At 60.7% G+C, this 21,599-nt stretch carries 17 protein-coding genes and 2 pseudogenes; 6 read left to right on the top strand and 13 right to left on the bottom strand.

Translation table 11 applies throughout. The features are described 5' to 3' along the window. Positions 1-64 precede the first annotated feature (64 nt). The 11 genes and pseudogenes from AC54AG_RS25925 to AC54AG_RS25875 all read right to left on the bottom strand — a co-directional run bounded on the left by AC54AG_RS25925 (position 65) and on the right by AC54AG_RS25875 (position 12,705). Positions 65-790, bottom strand: a complete 726-nt coding sequence (locus AC54AG_RS25925) for a hypothetical protein (protein WP_139248483.1) — start codon at positions 788-790, stop codon at positions 65-67. Positions 791-837: 47 nt separating this feature from the next. Further along, positions 838-1,392, bottom strand: a complete 555-nt coding sequence (locus tag AC54AG_RS25920; RefSeq protein ID WP_496632294.1) for a hypothetical protein — start codon at positions 1,390-1,392, stop codon at positions 838-840. 357 nt (positions 1,393-1,749) lie between these two features. Then, positions 1,750-1,857 (bottom strand): annotated as a pseudogene (locus tag AC54AG_RS25915) (zinc-ribbon domain-containing protein); the annotation flags it as partial. A 281-nt stretch (positions 1,858-2,138) separates the two neighbouring features. After that, a complete protein-coding gene (locus AC54AG_RS25910; protein ID WP_496632167.1) occupies positions 2,139-4,475 on the bottom strand; it encodes a YgiQ family radical SAM protein in 2,337 nt (778 codons plus the stop codon). A gap of 169 nt (positions 4,476-4,644) precedes the next feature. Beyond that, positions 4,645-4,923 carry a DUF4404 family protein gene (locus AC54AG_RS25905; RefSeq protein ID WP_034753883.1) on the bottom strand — a complete coding sequence of 93 codons (279 nt, stop codon included), beginning with the start codon at positions 4,921-4,923 and terminating at the stop codon, positions 4,645-4,647. A gap of 11 nt (positions 4,924-4,934) precedes the next feature. Further along, positions 4,935-5,147, bottom strand: coding sequence for a VF530 family protein (locus AC54AG_RS25900; RefSeq protein ID WP_070219603.1), 213 nt, complete (start codon positions 5,145-5,147; stop codon positions 4,935-4,937). A gap of 109 nt (positions 5,148-5,256) precedes the next feature. Continuing rightward, positions 5,257-7,410, bottom strand: a complete 2,154-nt coding sequence (locus AC54AG_RS25895; protein ID WP_496632164.1) for a M3 family metallopeptidase — start codon at positions 7,408-7,410, stop codon at positions 5,257-5,259. Positions 7,411-7,639: 229 nt separating this feature from the next. Beyond that, entirely contained in the window at positions 7,640-9,799 is a 2,160-nt protein-coding gene (locus AC54AG_RS25890; RefSeq protein WP_496632162.1) for a M3 family metallopeptidase, read from the bottom strand. A gap of 193 nt (positions 9,800-9,992) precedes the next feature. Next, a pseudogene (locus AC54AG_RS25885) lies at positions 9,993-10,100 on the bottom strand (Tn3 family transposase); the annotation flags it as partial. Positions 10,101-10,127: 27 nt separating this feature from the next. Then, a complete protein-coding gene (locus AC54AG_RS25880) occupies positions 10,128-11,102 on the bottom strand; it encodes a sensor histidine kinase (protein ID WP_496632160.1) in 975 nt (324 codons plus the stop codon). 232 nt (positions 11,103-11,334) lie between these two features. Further along, complete coding sequence (locus tag AC54AG_RS25875) at positions 11,335-12,705, bottom strand: sigma-54-dependent transcriptional regulator (protein WP_496632158.1); 1,371 nt, start codon at positions 12,703-12,705, stop codon at positions 11,335-11,337. A 197-nt stretch (positions 12,706-12,902) separates the two neighbouring features. On the opposite strand from AC54AG_RS25875, the gene AC54AG_RS25870 reads away from it, so the two are divergent. From AC54AG_RS25870 to AC54AG_RS25860, 3 genes are read left to right on the top strand one after another with little or no spacing between them, the layout of a single operon-like run. Continuing rightward, the gene (locus AC54AG_RS25870) at positions 12,903-14,195 is read left to right on the top strand and encodes an efflux RND transporter periplasmic adaptor subunit (RefSeq protein WP_496632156.1); all 1,293 of its coding nucleotides are present in this window, start codon (positions 12,903-12,905) and stop codon (positions 14,193-14,195) included. 57 nt (positions 14,196-14,252) lie between these two features. Next, entirely contained in the window at positions 14,253-14,933 is a 681-nt protein-coding gene (locus AC54AG_RS25865; RefSeq protein WP_496632291.1) for an ABC transporter ATP-binding protein, read from the top strand. A gap of 13 nt (positions 14,934-14,946) precedes the next feature. Beyond that, entirely contained in the window at positions 14,947-17,388 is a 2,442-nt protein-coding gene (locus AC54AG_RS25860) for an ABC transporter permease (protein WP_496632154.1), read from the top strand. 319 nt (positions 17,389-17,707) lie between these two features. On the opposite strand, the gene AC54AG_RS25855 is transcribed toward AC54AG_RS25860, so the two are convergent. Beyond that, positions 17,708-17,926 (bottom strand): SlyX family protein, encoded by a 219-nt coding sequence (locus AC54AG_RS25855; RefSeq protein WP_034753936.1) that lies wholly within the window; start codon positions 17,924-17,926, stop codon positions 17,708-17,710. Between the two features lie 160 nt (positions 17,927-18,086). On the opposite strand from AC54AG_RS25855, the gene AC54AG_RS25850 reads away from it, so the two are divergent. Next, entirely contained in the window at positions 18,087-18,479 is a 393-nt protein-coding gene (locus AC54AG_RS25850; RefSeq protein WP_496632152.1) for a type II toxin-antitoxin system RelE/ParE family toxin, read from the top strand. Next, positions 18,476-18,832, top strand: coding sequence for an addiction module antidote protein (locus tag AC54AG_RS25845; protein ID WP_219329337.1), 357 nt, complete (start codon positions 18,476-18,478; stop codon positions 18,830-18,832). The genes AC54AG_RS25850 and AC54AG_RS25845 overlap by 4 nt, the downstream gene beginning before the upstream one ends. Positions 18,833-18,839: 7 nt before the next feature. Here AC54AG_RS25845 and AC54AG_RS25840 read toward each other — a convergent pair whose 3' ends face one another. Beyond that, complete coding sequence (locus AC54AG_RS25840; RefSeq protein ID WP_496632149.1) at positions 18,840-20,903, bottom strand: UvrD-helicase domain-containing protein; 2,064 nt, start codon at positions 20,901-20,903, stop codon at positions 18,840-18,842. A gap of 209 nt (positions 20,904-21,112) precedes the next feature. Between AC54AG_RS25840 and AC54AG_RS25835 the strand changes: the two genes are divergently transcribed. Then, the gene (locus AC54AG_RS25835; protein WP_046683204.1) at positions 21,113-21,598 is read left to right on the top strand and encodes an SRPBCC family protein; all 486 of its coding nucleotides are present in this window, start codon (positions 21,113-21,115) and stop codon (positions 21,596-21,598) included. The last annotated feature ends 1 nt before the right edge of the window (position 21,599 follow it).

Raw genomic sequence — 21,599 nt, 5'->3', positions numbered from 1 at the left:
TCTGGCCTGGAAGGGGTGAATCGGGAGGGGACGGCCTGCCTGGCCGTCCCATGGTCATACTGTGTCAGTAGGCGAGCGCCAGTTGCAGCTCGCTCGCAGGCGCCTGGCGCTGGACGATCTGCAGCTTGACGTCCTGACCACCGACGCGCTTGCTATTCAGGTACAGGGCCGTGCGTACCGGGTAAATGCCTTGCGGCACGCCTTCAGGCATGGGAATCGAGAAGCCGCCCTTGTAGGCGCCGCTGCCGTTATTGCTGCTGACCACCTTGCGCACGGTTTTGATCAGGTCGCCATTGGGCTTGTACAGGCTCAGTTCCTCTTCCACCAGCGGGTTCGGATCGCGCGTGCCGGCCGCCACTTCGATGTACGAATTGGTCTGCGCTTTCTGGCCCGGACGCACGGACGACGGCGTAAAGCCCGTCTCGTATTTCACCAGGGTCGACTGCTCGGGCAGCTTGCCCTTGTTGGCCACCTTGTAATCGGCCTGCACCTGCTGCGACGTCTTGACTTGCTGGCTTTGATAATTGAGGGCCACGCAGGCGAGCGCGCCCAGGCTGGCGCCCAGGGCCGCACCGCGCACGGTGTTGTTGCCACCGCCCAGCAAGCCGCCGACGACGGCGCCGATGCCGGCCAGCATGGCCGTATTGCATTCGCCACTGGCCGCTTCCGTGCCTGCGGTGGTGGTATTGCCCGTGGCGCCAGGGCCGCCCGGCGCGGCGCAGCCGGCCAGCATCGACGACACGACCAGCATCGCCACCAGGGGCTTGGCCATTTGTTTCAAGTTTTTCACGTTATTCTCCGAAATAATCAAAATAGGAATGGGAGGCAAGCTACGGCTTACTCGATCTGGATTTGCGACAGCGCCTTGTCTTGCGCTTCCTTCGCCTTGCGCTTGATGTCCTGCGCATGGCGGTTGCCCTTGTCCATGCGCAACACGGCATTCGCATTGGCAATGGCACAGTCGTATTTGCGCTGGCTCATGCAGTGGCTCGCTTCCGACAGGCTGTCCGTGATCACGCTTTCCAGGCCCGTCGTCTGTTTGACAGGCGCCGGTGGCGGGGTCACCTTGACGGGCTTGGCCGGTTTTTCCACGACAGGGGCCGGGGGCGCTGCTGGAGCCGGCTCGGGTGCCGGAGCAGGCGCTGCCGCTGGCTCAGGCTCAGGCTCAGGCTCGGCAGCAGGTGTCGCGGCAAGGTCGCCCGCCGTGCCGCCATCGAGCGCAGCGTCATCGATGGCCAGCGGCTGCTCGGCGGCCAGCGCAGGGTCTTCCTGCACCGGCAAGGTTGCCTCCGGTTCAGGCACGGCGACAGGCGGCTTGCTTGACAAGAAATAGTAAGCGCCCGCACCGCCCAGCAGCACCACCGCTGCGACGGCCGCGGCGATCAGTTTCATGCGCTTGCCAGCCGGTGGGCTGTCAGCCGGCGTGTCGGGAACGCTGTCTGTCACTGCTGCGGGAGCGGCTGCTGGTTCCCGTGCAGGGGCGGGCGCAGGGACAGGATCGGCACGGCGCTTTTCCAGCACGGGCGGTGGCGCAGGTGGCGCGACCGGTTCCGCCACCGGTACCGGGGCAGGCTCAGGCACGGACACGGGTTCAATGACAGGTTCAATGACGGGCGCAATCTCCGGCGCGATGACCGGCTCTGGCAGCGGCATCGCTGCGGCCACCGGCGCCACGGCAAAGCTGAACGCGCACTTGGGGCAGAACCGGGCGTCCGGCTTGCAGTCATGGCCGCACTGGCCACAGGATTTTCCCGGCACCGGGGCGGCAACGGTCGTGGCAACGGCAAACGTCGTGCCGCAGGAAGAACAGAATTTGGCGCCCGGCTTATTCTCGGCCTGGCAGGAAAGGCATTTCAATTGGCATCTCTTTTCATATCAACGCTGGGAGCCGCGTACGCCGGCGCTTGCCAGAATGGCAGTATTGTTGACGTACGGCTAAATGTTCAACGAGTATATTTTCAAATACCAAGTTGCCACAAGGGAAAATTGCCTTTTGCTCTATTCAATTTTTAAATATTGGTAAAAATCCTGCCAGCATGGCGTGCTGCGCCCCATGTTGGTGCGCAGATGGCAAAAAACCCGGCAACGCTGTATGCGTTGCCGGGTTCTCAGTCGATGCCGGGGACAGTGACGCTGGCTTACTTGCGTCCGCCCCGTGCCGGTGCGGCATGAGCGCCCTTGGCTGGCGGCTTGCCGCCACGGCCCATCGGCGCGGCCGCCGGCTTGGCCTTGGTCTTGATGGTCGACAGGATCGATGGACGCACTTTCGATTCGACGGCTGTCGCCTTCGGCGCGGCGGCCGTGCCGCCCAGGGCGATGCGGTTCTTGCCCGGCGTGACCTTGAACTTGTCCGGCGTGCCGGCGCCATGCGTCTGGCGGCTGCGTTCGCCTGCGGCCAGTCCGCCCGACTCGGACGAGGTCCAGGCCGGAATCAAATGCTTGTCGCCATTGCCGATCAAGTCGCCACGGCCCATGTTGACCAGCGCTTCGCGCAGGATCGGCCAGTTGGCCGGGTCCTGGTAGCGCAGGAAGGCTTTGTGCGTGCGGCGGATCTTGCCGCTGCGGGCCGTTTCCACCACTTCCGAGTCCGCCGTGACCTTGCGCAAGGGATTCTTGCGCGTGTGGTACATGGTCGTCGCCATGGCCATCGGCGTGGGCATGAAGGTTTGCACCTGGTCCAGCTTGAAATTATTTTTCTTCAGCCACAGGGCCAGGTTCAGCATGTCCAGGTCCGTCGTGCCCGGATGGGCGGCGATGAAATACGGGATCAGATACTGCTTCTTGCCTGCTTCCAGCGAGAAACGGTCGAACATTTCCTTGAATTCGTCGTACGCGCCGATGCCGGGCTTCATCATCTTCGACAAAGTCCCCTCTTCCGTGTGCTCAGGGGCAATCTTCAGCAAGCCGCCGACGTGGTGCGTGACCAGTTCCTTGACGTATTCAGGCGAACGTACGGCCAGGTCGTAGCGCAGACCTGAGCTGATCAGCACTTTCTTGATGCCGGGAATGGCGCGCGCCTTGCGGTACAGCGAGATGAGCTTGCTGTGGTCCGTGCCCAGGTTCACGCAGATGGACGGGTACACGCACGACAGGCGGCGGCACGACACTTCGATCTCTTTTTCCTTGCAGGCCAGGCGGTACATATTCGCCGTCGGGCCACCCATATCGGAAATGGTGCCCGTAAAGCCTTTGGTTTTATCGCGGATATGCTCGATTTCACGCAGGATCGACGGCTCCGAACGGCTCTGGATGATGCGGCCTTCATGCTCGGTAATCGAGCAGAAGGTGCAGCCGCCGAAGCAGCCGCGCATGATGTTGACGGAAAAGCGGATCATTTCCCAGGCTGGGATATGCGCCTTGCCATAGCTCGGGTGCGGGGCGCGCGCGTAATTCATGTCGTACACGCCATCCATCTCGTCCATGGCCAGCGGCAGCGGCGGCGGGTTGAGCCACACGTCGCGTTCGCCGTGCGCCTGCACCATGGCGCGCGCATTGCCGGGATTCGATTCCAGGTGGAACACGCGCGACGCATGCGCATACATGACGGGGTCATCCTTGACGACGTCGTAGGCGGGCAGGCGCACGACCGTCTTGTCGTGCTTTTCCTTGGCCATGGCCAGGCGCTCTTCGCGGCTCATGATACGGATAGGCTTGATGACTTCGGCCGATTTCGACGCATTTTCCGTGGCGCAGGCGGTCTTGTCTTCCTGCACCATCTCATACGGGCTGTAGTGCGGATCGATCTTGCCGGGCACGTCGACGCGGGTGGAGTTGTGCACGCCCCAGTCGTCGCCGGGCAGCCAGCCGGACGGCACCATGAAGGCCGTGCCGCGCAAGTTGCGGATATCCTTGATCGATTCGCCGGCGGCCAGGCGGTGCGTCAGGTCGACCAGCGCCCGTTCGGCATTACCGAAGATCAACAGATCGGCCTTGGAATCGGGCAAGACGGAACGGCGGACCTTGTCCGACCAGTAATCGTAATGGGCGATGCGGCGCAAGGATGCCTCGATGCTGCCGATGACGATGGGCACGTCGGGATACGCTTCGCGCGCGCGCTGGGCGTACACGGTGACGGCGCGGTCCGGGCGCTTGTTCGGTTCCGCATTCGCCGTGTAGGCGTCGTCGGAGCGGATCTTGCGGTCGGCCGTATACTGGTTGACCATGGAATCCATGTTGCCGGCGGTAATGCCGTAGTACAAACGCGGCTTGCCGAGGATGCGAAACGCGTCGGCCGACAGCCAGTCCGGTTGGCTGATGATGCCAACGCGGTAACCTTGCGCTTCGAGCAGGCGGCCAACGAGGGCCATGCCGAAACTCGGATGGTCGATGTAGGCGTCGCCCGTAACGAGGATGACGTCGCACTGGTCCCAGCCCAGCGCGTCCATCTCGGCACGCGACATCGGCAGGAAAGGCGCCACGGCAGCGCGGGCAGACCGCTTGGGAACGGTCGCAAATAAATTGGTAGGGGAGCTCATAGGGTACGGATTGTACCGGAATTGGCCATTTCCAACCTGACGGCCTGCTTTTTACTGTTGGATTTCAGTACAAAAAACGTTTATTTTTCAATCACTTGGGGTCAGACCCGTTGGGTCTGACCCCAGAATTTTTGACTGCTGGGGTACGACCCGGCGGGTCGGACCCCGATCAAATTCCCATATTCGCCAGAATCTCACCAAGTTCCCGCAACGCCGGCTCCAGTTTCGGGTGCTTGACGGCAAACTTGGCCGACAATTCCTGGCTGCGCTCGGCCAGTCCATAGGTGGTCGACTCTTCTTCCTGTTCCTGCGCGGCGCGCTTTTCCATCAGCAACTTGATGTCGACATCGAGTTTTTGCAGCAAACCATGCAGTTCTTCATCGACGGGGCCGCTGGTTTCCAGTGTCGAATGCAGTTGTTGCAGCGATTCCTTGAGTTTGCTATCCATGTTTTTTCCTGTCAGTCAGTAAATTGCGTGTCCAGGAACAATTGTTCCACCTTGCTCCTGGCCCACGGGGTCTTGCGCAAAAACTTCAGGCTCGACTTGATGCTGGGATCGCTGATGAAGCAATTGATATCGATGTGCTTGGCCAGGCCGTCCCAACCGTAGTGGGCGTGCAGGCGCGTCACGATACCTTCCAGGGTGATGCCATTCAAATCTTGCTGACTCATATACTCTTTCGACTGCCTTCTTGTTTACATCTTACTCAATTCTACGCCGCCGGCACGGAAAGCTTGCGTGCGCCATGTCAACGCAACGCAAGCTTCTGACGAGGACGTCTTACTTCGCGTTCAAGCCGCGGCGTTCCAGCAGCGGTTCCACGGTGGCATCGCGGCCGCGGAAGTCACGGAACAGTTGCAGCGCATCGACGCTGCCGCCGCGCGACAGCAATTTGCTGCGGAACCAGTCGCCATTCTTGCGCGTCAGGCCGCCGTTTTCCTTGAACCAGTTAACCGATTCCGCATCCAGTTTTTCCGACCACAAGTAGGCGTAATACGCGGCCGAGTAGCCGCCCGAGAAGCTGTGCGAGAAGTAGCTGGTGCGGTAGCGTGGCGGCACGGGTGCGTAATCGACGCCAGCGTCTTTCAGCGACGCCGCTTCAAAGGCCAGCACGTCGGTTGGGATCTGGCTTGGCGCCAGCTGGTGCCAGCGCTGGTCCAGCAACGCTGCCGACAGGTATTCCGTCGTCATGAAACCCTGGTTGAATTTCTTGGCCGCAGTGACCTTGTCGAGCAATTCCTGCGGCATGGCCGCGCCGCTCTGGTAGTGCTTGGCATAGTTTTGCAGCACTTCCGGCCAGACGGCCCACATTTCATTGACTTGCGATGGATACTCGACGAAGTCGCTCGGCACGCTGGTGCCGGCAAAGCGCGGATATTTCACGTTCGAAAACATGCCGTGCAACGCATGGCCGAATTCGTGGAACATGGTCGTCACTTCATCGAACGTCAAGAGCGTCGGCTGGCCGGCCGGCGGCTTCGGAATGTTCAATTGGTTGGCCACCACTGGATGCGTGCCCATCAGCATTGACTGCGACACGTATTCATTCATCCACGCGCCGCCATGCTTGTTGCCCCGCGCATAGAAGTCGGCGATGAACAGGGCCAGCGGCTTGCCGTTGGCGTCCGTCACGTCGTAGACGCGCACGTCCGGGTTGTACACCGGTAGATCAGTGCGTTGCTTGAAGCTGATGCCGTACAGTTTATTGGCGGCAAAGAAGACGCCGTTGTTCAGCACGCTGTTCAATTCCAGGTACGGTTTCAGCTCGTTTTCATCGAAGTTGAAACGCTGCTTGCGCAGCTTGTCCGTGTAGATGGCCCAGTCGGCCGCCGCCACCTGGAAGCCGCCTTTTTCCGCATCGACCACTTGCTGCAGGTCGGCCGCTTCGCGGCGTGCGTTGGCGACGGCAGGTTTCGCCAGTTCCGACAGCAGCGTATTGACGGCCGTCGTCGTCTTGGCCGTCTGGTCTTCCAGCGAGTACGCGGCGTAGTTGGCGTAACCGAGCAAGGTGGCCCGTTCGGCGCGCAGTTTCGCCAGTTTCAAGACGGTGGCGCGGTTGTCGAACTCGCCGCCCTGGCTGCCGCGGTTCAGCGACGCATCCATCAGGCGCTGGCGTGTCTTGCGATCCGTCAATACGGCCAGCGGCGGCTGGCCGCTGGTGTTCACGAGAGCAATGACGAACTTGCCCGTCAAACCGCGTTCCTTGGCGGCGGCGGCGGCCGTGTCGATATCGCTGTCGGTCATGCCGGCCAGCTCGGCGCGCGTGTCGACGACGATGCTCTTGGCATTCGTTTCCTTCAGCACGTTTTGCGCGAAGGCCGTTTCCAGGCCCGCCTGCTCGGCGTTGTAGGCTTTCAATTTTTCCTTGTCCGCATCGGACAGCTTGGCGCCGGCGCGCACGAAGTCCGTGTGATAGCGTTCCAGCAAGCGCAAGGATTCGGCATCGAGGCCCAGCTTGTCGCGCTTGGCGTACAGGGTGTCGATGCGGATAAACAGTTTTGGATTCAGGGTAATCGCATCGCCATGCGCGGCCAGTTTCGGCGACACGTCCACTTCCACCGCTTCCAGCACGCTGTTCGTGTTGGTCGACGTCATGTTGCTGAAGATGCTTTGCACGCGGTGCAGCAGCTGCCCCGTGCGCTCGAGGGCCACGATGGTGTTCTCGAACGTGGGCGCCTGGCGGTTGTTGGCAATGGCGTTCACTTCGGCCAACTGGCGTTTCATGCCTTCGGCAAACGCCGGCGCGTAATGCGCATCCTTGATCAGGCCGAACTGCGGCATCTGGAATGGCAGCGGACTCGCTTTCAGCAGAGGGTTCTGGGCGCTGACGGCGGCGGCGGGCGCGGATTTTGCAGTGGCGGCAGCCATGGCGGATGGGGCGGCGTGTGCCAGCATGACGCTGGCGGCGATGACGAGCAGTTGTGGACGGATCATGACATCTTTCTGAAAGCGCGGGGAAGAGCCGCGATCGCGTCGCGGGCCAGTGGCAGATCATAGCAGCCTGTCACACAGGCGTCATCCAACATGGGCGATCCTGTGGTGCATCACGCCAACTGCGCGGTTTACCACGGTTTGCGTGGCGATTCGCCAAATAAAAATGGCCGCCCATTGCATGGCGGCCACTGATGTTCATCACCGGCCAGGCCGGTGACGGGTACGAGGATTACTTGCCGTTCAAGCCACGGCGTTGCAGCAGAGGCTCGATCTTCGCATCGCGGCCGCGGAAGTTGCGGTAGATGTCGAGCGCATCGGCACTGCCGCCGCGCGACAGCAGTTTGTTACGGAACCAGTCGCCGTTCTTGCGCGTCAGGCCGCCATTTTCCTTGAACCACTCGACCGTGTCGGCGTCGAGCTTCTCCGACCACAGATAGGCGTAGTAGCCGGCCGAGTAGCCGCCCGCGAACGCGTGCGAGAAATACGTGGTGCGGTAGCGCGGCGGCGCCGGGGCGAAATCGACGCCGGCGTCGCTCAAGGCAGTTTTTTCAAAGGTCAGCACGTCTGTCGGGATTTGCGCCGGGGTCAGCTGGTGCCAGCGCTGATCCAGCAGGGCCGACGCCAGGTATTCCGTGGTTTTATAGCCCTGGTTGAAATTGTCGGCCGCTGTCACTTTCGCCAGCAGTTCGGCGGGAATTGCCGCGCCCGTCTGATAGTGCTTGGCATAGTTTTGCAGCACTTCCGGCCACAGCGCCCACATTTCATTGACTTGCGACGGGTATTCGACGAAGTCGCGCGGCACGCTGGTGCCGGCAAAGCGCGGGTATGTCACGTTCGAAAACATGCCGTGCAGCGCATGGCCGAATTCGTGGAACATGGTGTTGACTTCGTCAAACGTCATCAGGGTCGGCTGGCCAGCTTCCGGCTTCGGAATGTTCAGGTTATTCGCGATCACCGGCTTGCGGCCCAGCAAGGTCGACTGGCCCACGTAGGCATTCGCCCAGGCGCCGCCGCGCTTGTTGCTGCGCGCGTAAGGATCCAGAGTGAAGATGGCCAGCTGCGTGCCGTCTTCATTGAAGACGTCGTAGACCAGCATGTCGGACGTGTAGACGGGCAAGTCGGTGCGCTGCTTGAACGTGAGACCGTACAACTTGCCTGCAGCAAAGAACACGCCCTTGGTCAGCACGCTGTGCATTTCAAAGTACGGTTTCAACTGCGTCTCGTCGAAGTTGTAGCGTTCGGCGCGCACCTTGTCGCTATAGAAGGCCCAGTCGGCGGCACCCACCTTGAAGCCGCCTTTTCCTGCATCGATGACCTTCTGGATATCGTCCGCTTCACGGCGCGCATTGACGACGGCCGGCTTCGCCAGCTCGCCCAGCAGGGCGTTCACGGCGGTCGTGTCGTGCGCCGTCTGGTCTTCCAGCGAATATGCCGCGTAGTTCGGGTAGCCCATCAGCGCGGCACGTTCGGCGCGCAGTTTTGCCAGCTCCAGCACTTCCTGGGTGTTGTCGAACTCTCCGCCACGGCTGCCGCGCGCTTGCGAGGCGGCCATGATGCGTTCGCGCAAGGCGCGGTTGGTCAGCAGCGACAGCGGCGCCTGGCCCGTCGTGTTGACGAGGGCGATCACGTATTTTCCGTCCAGGCCGCGCTTCTTGGCCAGGCCGGCGGCCACTTCGATGGCGGCCGGCGACAGGCCATCCAGTTCTTCGCGCGTATCGACGACGACGGCCGACGCGTTCAATTCCTTCAGCACGTTCTGCGCGAACTTGGTCGACAGGGCAGCGAGCTGGCCGTTGTAGGCGCGCAGCTTTTCCTTGTCCGTGGCCGACAGCTTGGCGCCGGCGCGCACGAAGTCCGTGTGATAACGCTCGAGCAAGCGTTTCGATTCGGCATCGAGGCCGAGCTTGTCGCGCTTGGCGTACAGGGTATCGATGCGCTTGAACAATTTGTCATTGAGCATGATCGCATCGCTATGGGCCGCCATTTTCGGCGCCAGTTCGCGTTCCAGGCCCTGGATCGTGTCATTCGTATTCGAGCCGGACATCACGGAAAACACGGTGCGTACGCGGCTCAGCAACTGACCCGAGCGCTCCATGGCCACGATGGTGTTGTCGAACGTGGCAGGTTTCTTGTTGTTCGCAATCGCACTGATTTCCGCCAGGTTGGCGGCCATGCCTGCCGTAAAGGCTGGCGCGTAGTCGGCGTCCTGCACCTTGTCGAACGGCGGATAGTTGAATGGCAGGCTGCTCGCTTGCGCAAACGGGTTCGAGGCAGGCAAGGCTACCGCCGCGGTAGCGGTGGTGGTTGGCGCCGCGGTGGCGGCAAAAACGGCGGCGGCTGGCGCCAGCATCAGGCTGGCGGCGATGACGAGCATTGTTGGACGGGTCATGTCTTCTTTCAAGAAACGCAAGAGAGCCGCGATTGTGTCGCGGGCCAGCCTGAAATAATAACAGCCTGAAACACTTGCGTCACCAGCAACTACCGATGGTAGCGATAGGGCCATACATGAAAGGTTTTCATGCCCGATCATCCGTCAGGCGCTCCCCTGCGGCAGGTCCATACCCACCACGCTCGGTGCCGGGTTCCCATTTGTTCAGTCCCGCATGGACGCGCCGGCGTAGCTCGGCGCTTTGGAGCCAGTCCAGAATGAACAGCGTGCGCTCGATGCGGCCAAGTGCACGCAGCGCGATTACTGAAAATATGCGAGATGCCTTGATCTAGAATGTGATGATGAAGTGAGCGCCATCGTTGACCGGGCGGGCGTAGCGCACAGTTCCGCCGTTCAACTGAATTAGCTGCCGCACCATTGCAAGGCCGATACCGCCTCCCTGTTTTTTGGTCGAGAAAAATGGCGTAAACATTTCCGCCGCTACCCCATCGGCAATGCCATGTCCATTGTCTCGCACATCGATGCGCAACCGGCCACCTGTCGTCAGGCGCGCATCGACGGCCACTTGCGGCACCAGATTCGCGGTGGTTGCTTCTACCGCATTCTGGAGCATGTTAACCAGAGCTTGTTCGATCTGGCCGGAGTCAGCCCGTAATGCCAGCGTGCTTGATGCAACGACGAAAGTCGCGCTTCCTCCGCGGGCCTGCCAGCTCGGTGCCACCAAAGCCGATAAACGTGCAAACAAGTCTTTGATTAGGAATTGTTGCGGCAGAGGCGTCGGTAGGCTAGCCAACACGCGGTAATGGCTGACGAAATGACCCAGACTTTCAGCGCGACGGCTTATTGCGTCTAGCGCGACGTCAAGGTCTGCGGCAACGTCGGGAGCAAGAGAGCCTGCTGCCTCAGCGAGCAGCGTGCGCGACGTTTGCGAAAGGGACGCCACTGGGGTCAATGAATTCATGATCTCATGGGTCAATACATGGACGAGCTTGCGCCAGGCTTGCATGGCTTCAGCGGATAGTTCGTCCTCCAGCGGCAGCAGTGCAACGAGGGACTGCGGCGTACCATCGACGGTCAAAGCATTGCGCACGGCTAGGGCACGTTCAGTGCCATGCTCACTGTCGAACTGAACCAGCGTTCGCGTGCCAACGGCAAGGCCGGCTAAAACCGTACTTAGGGGAACCGTGTCAGTGACACGTCCAGGCGCCAGAAGCCGCCGCGCGCTTGCATTCAATGGTTCCATCCTGGTCGGAGTCATGTTGAACAGCGGGACCGGTGCATGTTCAAGGCGTGCTTCAAGCAAGAGCAGTCGGAGAGTCTCAGGCGCTTGCAAAGTCGGGAGTTGAAACTGTCTCTCTGGCGTCATTGCCGTAACGTGTACGATTGAAGGCCAAATCAGCGCTGCAGCGAGCAGCACTGTCAGGACGAGCAAAACGGTGGCGCGTGCTCCCAGACCATCAACGCTCTCATTTAGCGCACCACCTACCCACCCAGCCGCAGCAAGCAGTGTCCCGCCGAGGGCGACGCGAGCCTGTCTATAACCCATGTTTGTCCAGCTTGCGATACAGCGCTGCCCGGCTTACACCCAGCGTCTTGGCGGCCTTGCTGATATTTCCCTTAACTTCCAGCAGCGCCGCGGCGATGGCGGCACGTTCGAGTGTACCCAGTTCACGTGGGACATCGATGGTGAGCGGGGACGATAACGCAGGCACAGCTGTCTTCGCAGAAATACCGAAGTCAGCGATGGTATAGACATTTTCCCGACCTAGGATGACAGCGCGTTCACAGGCATGGCGCAGGGAGCGAACATTGCCTGGCCATGCATTCGTGCACAGCACATCGAATGCAGTCGCTCCTATGGCACGCGCGGGTTTGCGATATTGGTGCTCGTAGTAGGCCAAATAATGGCGCAGCAAGTCCGGAATGTCGCCCGCGCGCTCGCGTAAGGGCGGCACGCGCAGGACGATAGTATTTAGGCGAAACAGAAGGTCTGTGCGAAAAAGCGCAACGTCGTGCAGCCGGTCTTCTTCGAGATTGGTGGCACTAATGACGCGCACGTCAACGCCCTCGGGAGTGTCCGCGCCCAAGGGCGTCACCTGGCGTCGTTCGAGCACTCTTAGCAGCTTCGCTTGTGCTGTCAAGGGCATATTGCTGACTTCGTCAAGAAACAATGTGCCACCGCACGCTGCCTGGAAGCGGCCCGCGCGGTCATTGCGTGCATCGGTGAACGCGCCGCGCCGGTGTCCGAACAATTCGCTTTCCAGCATTGCCTCTGGCAAGCTCCCCATATCCACTGCCAGAAACTGCCTGGATGCCCGGTGTGAAGCCCGGTGAACGGCTCGCGCCACCAGTTCCTTGCCCACGCCGTTTTCTCCCAGGATCATGACGTTTGCCTCGGTGGGCCCCACACTGGCGATCATGTCACGCAAGGCAGCCATCGCAGTCGAGTTTCCGAGCAATCCATCGGCGTCGGCTGGCGCCGCGTCAGATGCTTTAGCATGAATAGGCTGACGCAAGGCCTGTCGCGCAAAGGCTGCCTCGACAGCATGCACCAGGCGAACGTTATCCCACGGCTTTGTCAGAAAATCGCTTACGCCGCCCTGCATCGCCGCAACGGCCAGAGGAACATCAGCGTACGCGGTCATCGCGATGATATCGGGTGGGTTGGGCAGCGCCCTCAATTGCGCCAAAACCTGCATACCTTCGCCACCATCCGTCCGTCCCGCCGAAAAATTCAAATCGAGGAGAACAACGTCAGGACGATTGCTTGCGAGCCATGTGGGCAACTGTGCAGGATGGTCAAGTGTCGCGACCTGCGCAACGTGCCGGCGCAGCAGCATACGCGCTGCCAGCGCCACGTCTGCATCGTCGTCGAGGATCAGTACATTTGCGTGCTTGCCGGACATTGGAAATAAAAGAATTAACAGAACTCGAGTTTATCAGCATGCTTTGCATGATTCCACAGCGCGATATCACTTTGCCAAAAGTGTCCGGAAGTGGACAGTTTGCATGTGCGTTTGCGAACGAATGAGCGGGCAATTGGAAAAAATACCGGTCGATTGGTCCGAAACCGCGTGGCACGGATGTTGCGACAGTAGAAATCATGACAAAAGACGACAGCGCAAATGCATCACGCCCTACGGGTGCGGCGATGGACCAACCGGTCCTGCGACAGCGCGGCCAGCGTTGGCGCATGGCAATAGCGATTTTGCTCATCTTGATTGGACTTGCTGCACTGGCGTGGTGGCTCTGGCCCAGCGGACTTCAGGTACCCGCTGCCAGCGTGCGCATCGCTGTCGTCGAGCGCGGCATCCTGCGCGACGACGTGGCCGCGCGTGCAACGGCCCAGCCGCTGCACTCGGTCGTACTGGATGTGGTGGAAAATGGCCGGGCCGAAGAGGTGATGGTGCGCGATGGCGCGCTGGTACGCCAAGGCGAATTACTGTTCCGGCTGTCGAATCCACAGCGCCGGCTTGAGGTGCTCGCACGCGAAGCTGAGCATGCGCAGCAGATTTCAAACCTGTTGAACCTGCGCCTCGCGGGTGAAACCAGCCGGGCGGAAAGTGCGCGGCGCAGCGCCGACCTCGCGTTTGCAGTCGCTCAGGCTGAGAAGCAATTCGCGAGGAGCGCGGCACTGGCCAAGCAGGGTTTCGTGTCGGGTTCCGCACTGGAAGAAGTAGCCGACCAGCTGACGCGGCAGCGCCACGCGCTAGCCAGCGAAGACGCCGCTGGGAAAAGCGAAGAGGCAGCCCGGCGCGACGCCATCGGACAGATTGCCCAGGCGGTATCCAGGCTGGAAGATGGCCTGAAGTTGGTCAATGCCGGCGTCGATGCACTGGCCGTGCGCGCGCCCGTTGCCGGCCGCCTTGCAGATTTCAAATTGCAGGTAGGGGAAACCGTCCGATCAGGACAGCGCCTTGGACGCATCGACGACATCGCGCAATTTTGTTTAGCGGCCCAGCTCGACGAATACTATTTACGGCGCCTTGCCACCGGCCGATCGGCGACAGCCGTGATCGATGGCCAGACCAAGCACGTGGTTGTCAGCCGCATATATCCGCAAGTGAGCGACGGCAAATTCACAGTTGAGTTGACGTTCGTTGATGGCCAGCCGGCCACCCTTAGCCCAGGCCAGAGCGTCGACGTCCTGATCACGCTGGGTGCTGCGCGGACAAGCTTGCTTCTTCCAAACGATGCGTTCAGCAATGACACCGGCGGCGGCTGGGTATTCGTCGTGCGCGCTGACGGCGTACAAGCGGAGCACCGGGCCGTGCGTTTTGGCCGGCGCAACAGTACGCAGATCGAAGTACTCGACGGCCTGGTCGCCGGCGAGCGCGTCATCGTGTCATCCTACACGCCGTATGCAACGGCGCGGCATCTTCAGCTTACCCACTAACAGGGCTCTCACGGAAATGACAAAATCATGCAATTGAATCGTACACAACAGGAAAGCATGTTCAGGCTCGTCAACCTAACGAAAACGTATCGTGGCGGCGAGGTGCAGACAACGGCGCTTGACCGGATTGACCTCACCATCGCCGCGGGTGAATATGTGGCGATCACCGGGCCGTCCGGCTGTGGCAAGTCTACACTCCTGGCTATGCTGGGACTGCTGGACACGCCCGACGGTGGCGAATGCTGGTTCGACGGTCGCAATGTGGCGGGCTGGAGCGAGGCACAGCTCAACCGATTACGGCGCGGACGTATCGGCTTCATTTTTCAGAATTTCAATCTAATCGAAGAATTGACGGTTACCGAAAACGTGGCATTGGCACTTGACTACCTGGATGTGCCTGCAACGCAACGAAAGGTTCGCGTCGCCGCGATGCTCGATCAACTAGGCGTGGCGCACCGCGCCGGTCACCGTCCGTCGCAACTTTCCGGCGGACAGCAACAGCGTGTAGCCATCGCGCGCGCGCTCGTGGCCAGTCCAGCGCTGCTGCTTGCTGATGAGCCGACGGGCAATCTTGATACAGCACACGGCGACGAGGTGATGCGCATTCTGCGTCAGATCAATGCAGATGGCACGACCATCGTCATGGTGACGCACTCGCCGACGCACGCCGCGCAAGCTTCTCGTACGGTACGGCTGCTGGACGGCCGTATCCTGATCGACGCCCTGCAGCCCGCCTGACCGGAGAGCGAACATGTTATTGACCACGATGCGCCACAGCGCACGCTCACTGCGGCGGGAACCCGCCTACGCTGCCATTGCCATACTCACCCTGGCTATCGGCATTGCTTCAGCCATACTGATTCTCGGCTTAGTGCGTTACTGCTGGCAATATAATGCCGAAGTGCCCGATGTGGAACATGTCTACATCGTGAAGCAACGCGACAATGTCGATCCCACGGGCCCCTGGTACGACCAGGCGCCGCTGCTGCTGCGCTCTGTTGCAGCGGCAGCACCCGGTGTGGCTGCGGCCACCGGCTACTTGCCATCACGTCCCGAGACAGCAGGCTTGACGGTCAACGTCGACGGCAAGCTGCATGCCCTGAAAAGCCTGACTGTCTTGCCTGGGTTTGTCGAGATGCTGGGCCTGAGGGCAGTGCGGGGCGATCTTGCCACGGCATTGGGAGCGCCGGATCAGATCGCGGTCACCGAATTAACTGCAATGCGGTTGTTTGGCACCAAGCAGGCCCTGGGCCGCAGTCTGTTTGCGGAAGGTAAATTGTTACGGGTTGGCGCGGTGCTGCGTACGCCGGCTGCGAATACCACCATGCCATTTGAAGCACTGCTAGGCACCGATTCAACGCTCGCGGCCGATGTCCGCGATGAAATGCGAACCGGCCTCAAAGGCTGGTCAGGCAAGCTCCTGGTGCGTGTGAACATCGGCGCGTCCGTGCCGATGCTTGTCCGACAGCTGCAGGACGCAGTCGACGGTGCACCAGCATTACATCAGCAGGCCCCCGATATCAAGGCGCGCCTGGGCCTGCGCCCAGTAATGGACATTGCGCTAGCGCGGCTCGACGCAGCCTATTTCGATACGGGCATCAAGGGTAATTTCATCGCCAGCGCCGGCCAGCGGGGCGATCCGGTGGTCGTTGCCGGCCTTGCCGCTGTCGCCGTGCTCATCCTTGTTCTGGCTTCGATCAATTTCGTGAACCTGGCGACCGTGCGGGTAATACGGCGCCAGCGTGAACTGGCCATGCGCAAAGTGCTCGGCGCCTCAGCTTGGAGCATTGCGCTGGAATTGCTGGCGGAGGCATGGCTGATCACGTTCTTGGCGGCCTGTGTCGGCCTACTCCTGGCATGGCTGGCACTGCCGCTGTTTTCGACCCTGGTAGACCGCCAACTCAACGACGCGTTCACAGTTGGCGACCTGGGTTGGGTCGCTACCCTTGTCGTCGGGCTCGGGCTGTTGACGGCGGCCTGGCCGGCGTGGATCGCCTGGTCTGTCCCTTCGGCACAATCATTGGCCGGGCGCACGGCAACTGAATCGCGTGCGACTGCACGCCTGCGGCGCAGCATGACCGTGGCGCAGCTAACGGCAGCGATTGGATTTGCCAGTGTGACGTTAGCCATCGCCTGGCAGACAAGTTACGCCATGCGTGCTTCGCCCGGATTCGACCCGGCCTCCATACTCATCGTAGATATGCCTGAACAGGTCAAATACAGCGCGCCAGCGCGCGGCCTGATGACGGCTTTGGCGGCTGCGCCCGGGGTACAAGACGTAGCTGTGTCGGATGACGCGATCGGCCGTCATAACGACACGTGGCGCCGCGACCTGAAACGTCCGGATGGCACCAGTGCCACGATGGAAATCAAGCAAGTTAGCCGCAATTTTTTTATGCTTTACGCCATCAAGCCAGAAGCCGGGCGCTTATTCGATCGAACCCTGGACCGTGACGACGACCCCGTGCCGCTGGTCCTCAATGCACTTGCAGCACGCCAGCTGGGCTTTGCCGACGCCCGAGCAGCACTTGGTCAAATCGTCATCACGACAAGTTTTGATAACAAGCCGGCCCCAGGTCGTGTCATCGGGATCGCGCCACCACTGCGGTTCCAGTCATTGCGCGAAGCACCGGCGCCGATGGCGTTCCAATTGAGCACAGGCGGTAGTGCCTTGAGCGTGCGCACGGATGGCGACCCCGCCAAAATGGCTAATGTCATCAGGTCCATATGGCCAAGTTATTTTCCCTCGGCCATTCCGTCCATCCAGCCAGCGTCGAGCGTCCTCGCCGCCAATTATGCTGACGATGCGCGCATGGCCAGCCTACTCGCACTGGCAACAGGTATCGCCCTAACCCTTGCAGCATTTGGAACCTACGTTCTGTCGGCCGATACCGTGCAGCGCCGCGCTCGCGAAATCGTCTTGCGCAAGCTGCATGGTGCAAGTGACACTGCTATCGGCCTGCTGGTCTTGCGCGGCGTCGGAACTATGCTGTTGGTAGCCGCGTTAATTGGGTTGCCGGTTGCAGCAGTGGCCATCGCACGTTATCTGTCTACTTGGGTCGAAACGGCACCTGTCGGGTACTTGACCCTGCTGCTCGCGTTCGTCGTGACCAGCGTCGTTGCATTGGCGGCAGCCAGTCGACAAGCGTGGATCGCGATGAAGGTCCGTCCCGCCAATGCCCTTCGAATGTAAGGCATCAATGTTCGTTACGAACACGCGACGTAAGCAAAACGCAGCCTTTGAAAGGCTGCTTTGCGTCCAGGCTGTGTGAAAACGCAAAAACACGAAATTTTCATGGGTAGGGTGACCATTCCCCACGCCGAAAAAATCGCGTAGCGGGCGTTTTAAGAGACCGTTTTTTTGCGGGGCCGAATTTTTCTGCGTTTTCACACAGCCTCGGTCGAAAGCAGTCCTTCATTGAAGGACACGTTGCCTTAGAGCCCGATTTTTTCCGAATTCTGTGTTCTCCCCTGGACGACCAACAAGCGGCGTCGCCAGGCTAGTTCCTGTCTCAGTAGTGCGGTGGACGCTCGTTGACCAATCCGCCATTGGCCTGCTGCGCGCCGTCGCGTACGTGTTCGCCCAGCTTGTGCAGCATCGCTTCGAGCTGGTCGATGCGCTTGCCCTGCTGGTACACCATCTGGTTCAGCGATTCGACCAGGTCTTCCTGCTGCGCCAGCTTGATTTCGATATCGACGAAACGTACTTCCATCTGTTCTGCATTGTCCATGGTGCTCACGATCATTTCTCACTGAAAGCGGCATTCTACCGCCGTCACGGCGTGAGCCAGGACAAACAAGCGGCATTCTTCCTGTAGCGGTGCCGATTTCTGCCTATTCTCCCCGTATGGCTGAATCAAACCGCTTGACGAATGAGAACAAACGATTACAATGGATGCACCGACGCCACCCGAACCACTGCTGATCGACACGCGCAAGACGGCTGAATACCGGCGATGGGAAGAGTGTCTGCACGACGTGGCTGCCGCCGCCATCGATGCGCGCATCAAGCATTTGCAGCACGGTAAAAAGGGCGACTGGCGGCCCGTGGGCGAAGGCGTGTGCGAGCTGCGTTTTTTACAGACGGGGCCCGGCTGGCGCGTGTATTCTCACGAAACCAACCTGGGCACCCTGATCTTGCTGCTGCTCGGTGGCGACAAGTCGAGCCAGCGGCGCGACATCAAGCACGCGCAAGCGATACTGCAAACATTGAAGGCCCGACAGGCGGCCATCCGGAAACAAAAAGCGGTGGCCAGCCCATCGACAGGAGCACGAAAAAAATGAACGACCATACTGACGCTGACGGCTTTGACCTCGACGACCTGGACGCATTAGACCTGAGCAAATTTGATCCCACGCAACACCTGACCAGCAAGGAAGCCGTGGCTGCCTACATGAGCGAAATCGTCGCCACCGGCAACGCCGAACTATTCCAGTCCGCCATGAACGACGTGGTGCGCGCCTACGGTATGGGCAAGGTGGCGGCCAGGGCCGACATCACGCGTGAAGGCGCGTATAAAGCCTTGCGCGAAGGCAGCAAGCCGCGCTTTGAAACCATTTTAAAGATGCTCGATGCGCTGGGCATGCAGCTGGCCATCGTGCCGAAAACCACGCCAGACGGCGCCGTGGAAGCGTGAACGTTCTTTAGTTAACTTTCGGCGCAGCCAGCAAGGCCTTCATGCGCGCCAGACGTTCCTTGGGCGAAATCACTTCCGCCTCCGTCGGCACGGCGTCGCCTACGTCGAGTTCCATTTCCTTGATGAAGCGCGACGGGTCGCAATGGACTTGCTCGCCAGCCCGCTTGCGCTTCTTGCACCACGTGATGTGCAAGGTGCGCTGGGCCCGCGTGATGCCCACGTACATCAGCCGCCGCTCTTCCTGGATGCGCGCGGCGATGGTTTCGGCCGGCGCGTCAGGGTCGCCCTTGTGCGGCAAGATGCCCTCTTCCACACCCACCAGAAACACGTGCGGAAACTCGAGACCTTTCGACGCGTGCAGGGTCGACATGCGCACGGCGTCCTGCTCCTCGTCCTTGCCCTCGAGCATGGTCATCAGGGCTACCATCTGCGTCAGTTCCAGCACGTTCTTTTCTTCGCCGTCGCGGTCCTTGCCGCCCCGGCCCCGTTCCTTGAGCCAGTTGACGAATTCCAGCACGTTCTGCCACTTGCTTTGCGCTTGGCGTTCCTCGAAAGCATCGTACAGATACGATTCGTAGTGGATTTCCTTCATCATGTCGTCCAGCACTTCGGCCGCGTTATCGCCGCTGCCGGCCGCGCCGGGACGGCTGGCGCGCGATTCGAGGTCGTTGATGAAGTTGCAGAAGTCGCGCAGCGGCCCCAGCTGGCGGTCCGTCAGCTTGGCCTCGATGCCGCCTTTAAACACAGCCTGGAACAGCGAGCACTGCCACTGCCCCGAGAACGCGCCCAGCACCTCCAGCGTCGATTGCCCCACGCCACGGCGCGGCGTCGTCACGGCGCGAATGAACGCCGGATCGTCGTCTTCATTCGCCAGCAAACGCAGATAGCTGATGATGTCCTTGATCTCGGCCTTGTCGAAGAAACTCTGGCCGCCCGAGATCGTGTACGGGATGCGTTCCTTGCGCAAACACTGCTCGATGATGCGCGCCTGGTGGTTGCCGCGGTACAAAATCGCGTAATCGGAAAATTTGTTCTTGCGCTCGAAATGGTCGGCCGAAATCATGATGGCGACCTGCTCCGCCTCCTGCTCGTCCGTCTGCATGCCCAGCACCTTGATCGGCTCGCCCAGGCCGTGCTCGGACCACAGCGACTTTTCAAACAGTTTCGGGTTGTTGCCGATGACGGCATTGGCCGCGTTCAGCACGCGCATGGTGGAGCGGTAATTCTGCTCGAGCTTGATCACGCGCAGATCGGGGAAATCCGTCTCCAGGGTCTTCAGGTTTTCCACGGTGGCGCCGCGCCACGCATAAATCGCCTGGTCGTCGTCGCCCACGGCCGTAAACATCGGCTTCTTGCCGATGCCCGTCACCATCAGTTTCACCAGTTCGTACTGGCAGGTGTTCGTATCCTGGTATTCATCGACGAGCAGGTAGCGCAGGCGGCGCTGCCACTTGTCGCGCACGGGGCCGTTGTTGCGGAACAGTTCCACCGGCAAGCGGATCAGATCGTCGAAATCGACGGCCTGGTAGGCGGACAAAGTCGCGACATAGCTGCGGTAGATGCGCGCCGCGTTGGCTTCGTCCTCATCCTTGGCTTGCGCCAGGGCCATGTCCGGATCGATCAGGCCATTTTTCCACAGGGACATGGCATTCTGGATGCCGCGAATGACCTGTTTATCGGTGGTAATGGCGAGGTCTTGCACGAGTGAAAAACAATCGTCGCTGTCCATGATGGAAAAGCGGTCCTTCAAGCCCACGCCATTGGCTTCCTGGCGCAGGATTTTCACGCCCAGCGAGTGGAAGGTCGACACTGTCAACTGCTTGGCCTGGCGCGGCTGTTTCAACAGCTTGGCGATGCGTTCCTGCATTTCCAGCGCCGCCTTGTTGGTGAAGGTCAGCGCGGCGATGGTGCGCGGGTCATAGCCCCGGTCTTCGATCAGGTGGGCGATCTTTTGCGTGATCACGCGCGTCTTGCCCGAACCGGCGCCCGCCAGCACGAGGCAAGGGCCGTCGAGGTAGGTAACCGCTTCACTTTGGGGCGCATTCAGACCGAACTGTGGTGCTTTGGACATCAGGGTATTTCCGCAGGGAACAGCAGCCCATTGTAACAGCGTCGCGTGGGCTATTTGCATGGCGGACCCTGCCTGAAAAACAGGCATAGTCATTGATATATCGCCATATGCCGCCATCTTGGCCGATTCAATGCGTGCGGCGATGCCACGCCTGGAGTACCATTCCGCCTATATCGCCCGTGCGCGCCCACTTACCGAATGGCAGTCCCATGAAATTTGAACACCTGATTGAAATCAACGATCCCTTGAACCCGCTGATCGACACCTTGACACTGGAACAGGTCTGGCGCGGCCTGGTCTTGCGCGCCGAGTCGCCGAAGCTGTTCGTGCCGCACCTCGACGAATGCCAGATCAGCGAACGCAGCGACGCCGGTTTCGCGCGCAGCCTGCGCTATGGCGAGCTGGTCATCAACGACAAGGTGGTGCTGATACCGCAACTGCAGGTGCGCTACGAAGTGCCGGCACAACAGGATATCAGCGCGTCCTCGCTGGTGATGACCATCGAAATGCCCGACGAAGCGAGCATGTGGGTGCGCTTCCAGTACGACGACGGCCACGACGCGGCCACCGACGCGGCCAATGCCCTGTACGACGACTTCCGCCGCTCGGCCTACAAGGAGTCCGACATCGACACGGTGCGCATCATGCGCGAACTGGCGCTTGAAGGACGGCTCGATGCGGGCTTGCTGAACTAAA

Source organism: Janthinobacterium sp. BCJ23 (genome assembly GCF_059617945.1).
This window is presented reverse-complemented; position numbering and strand designations above follow the sequence as displayed.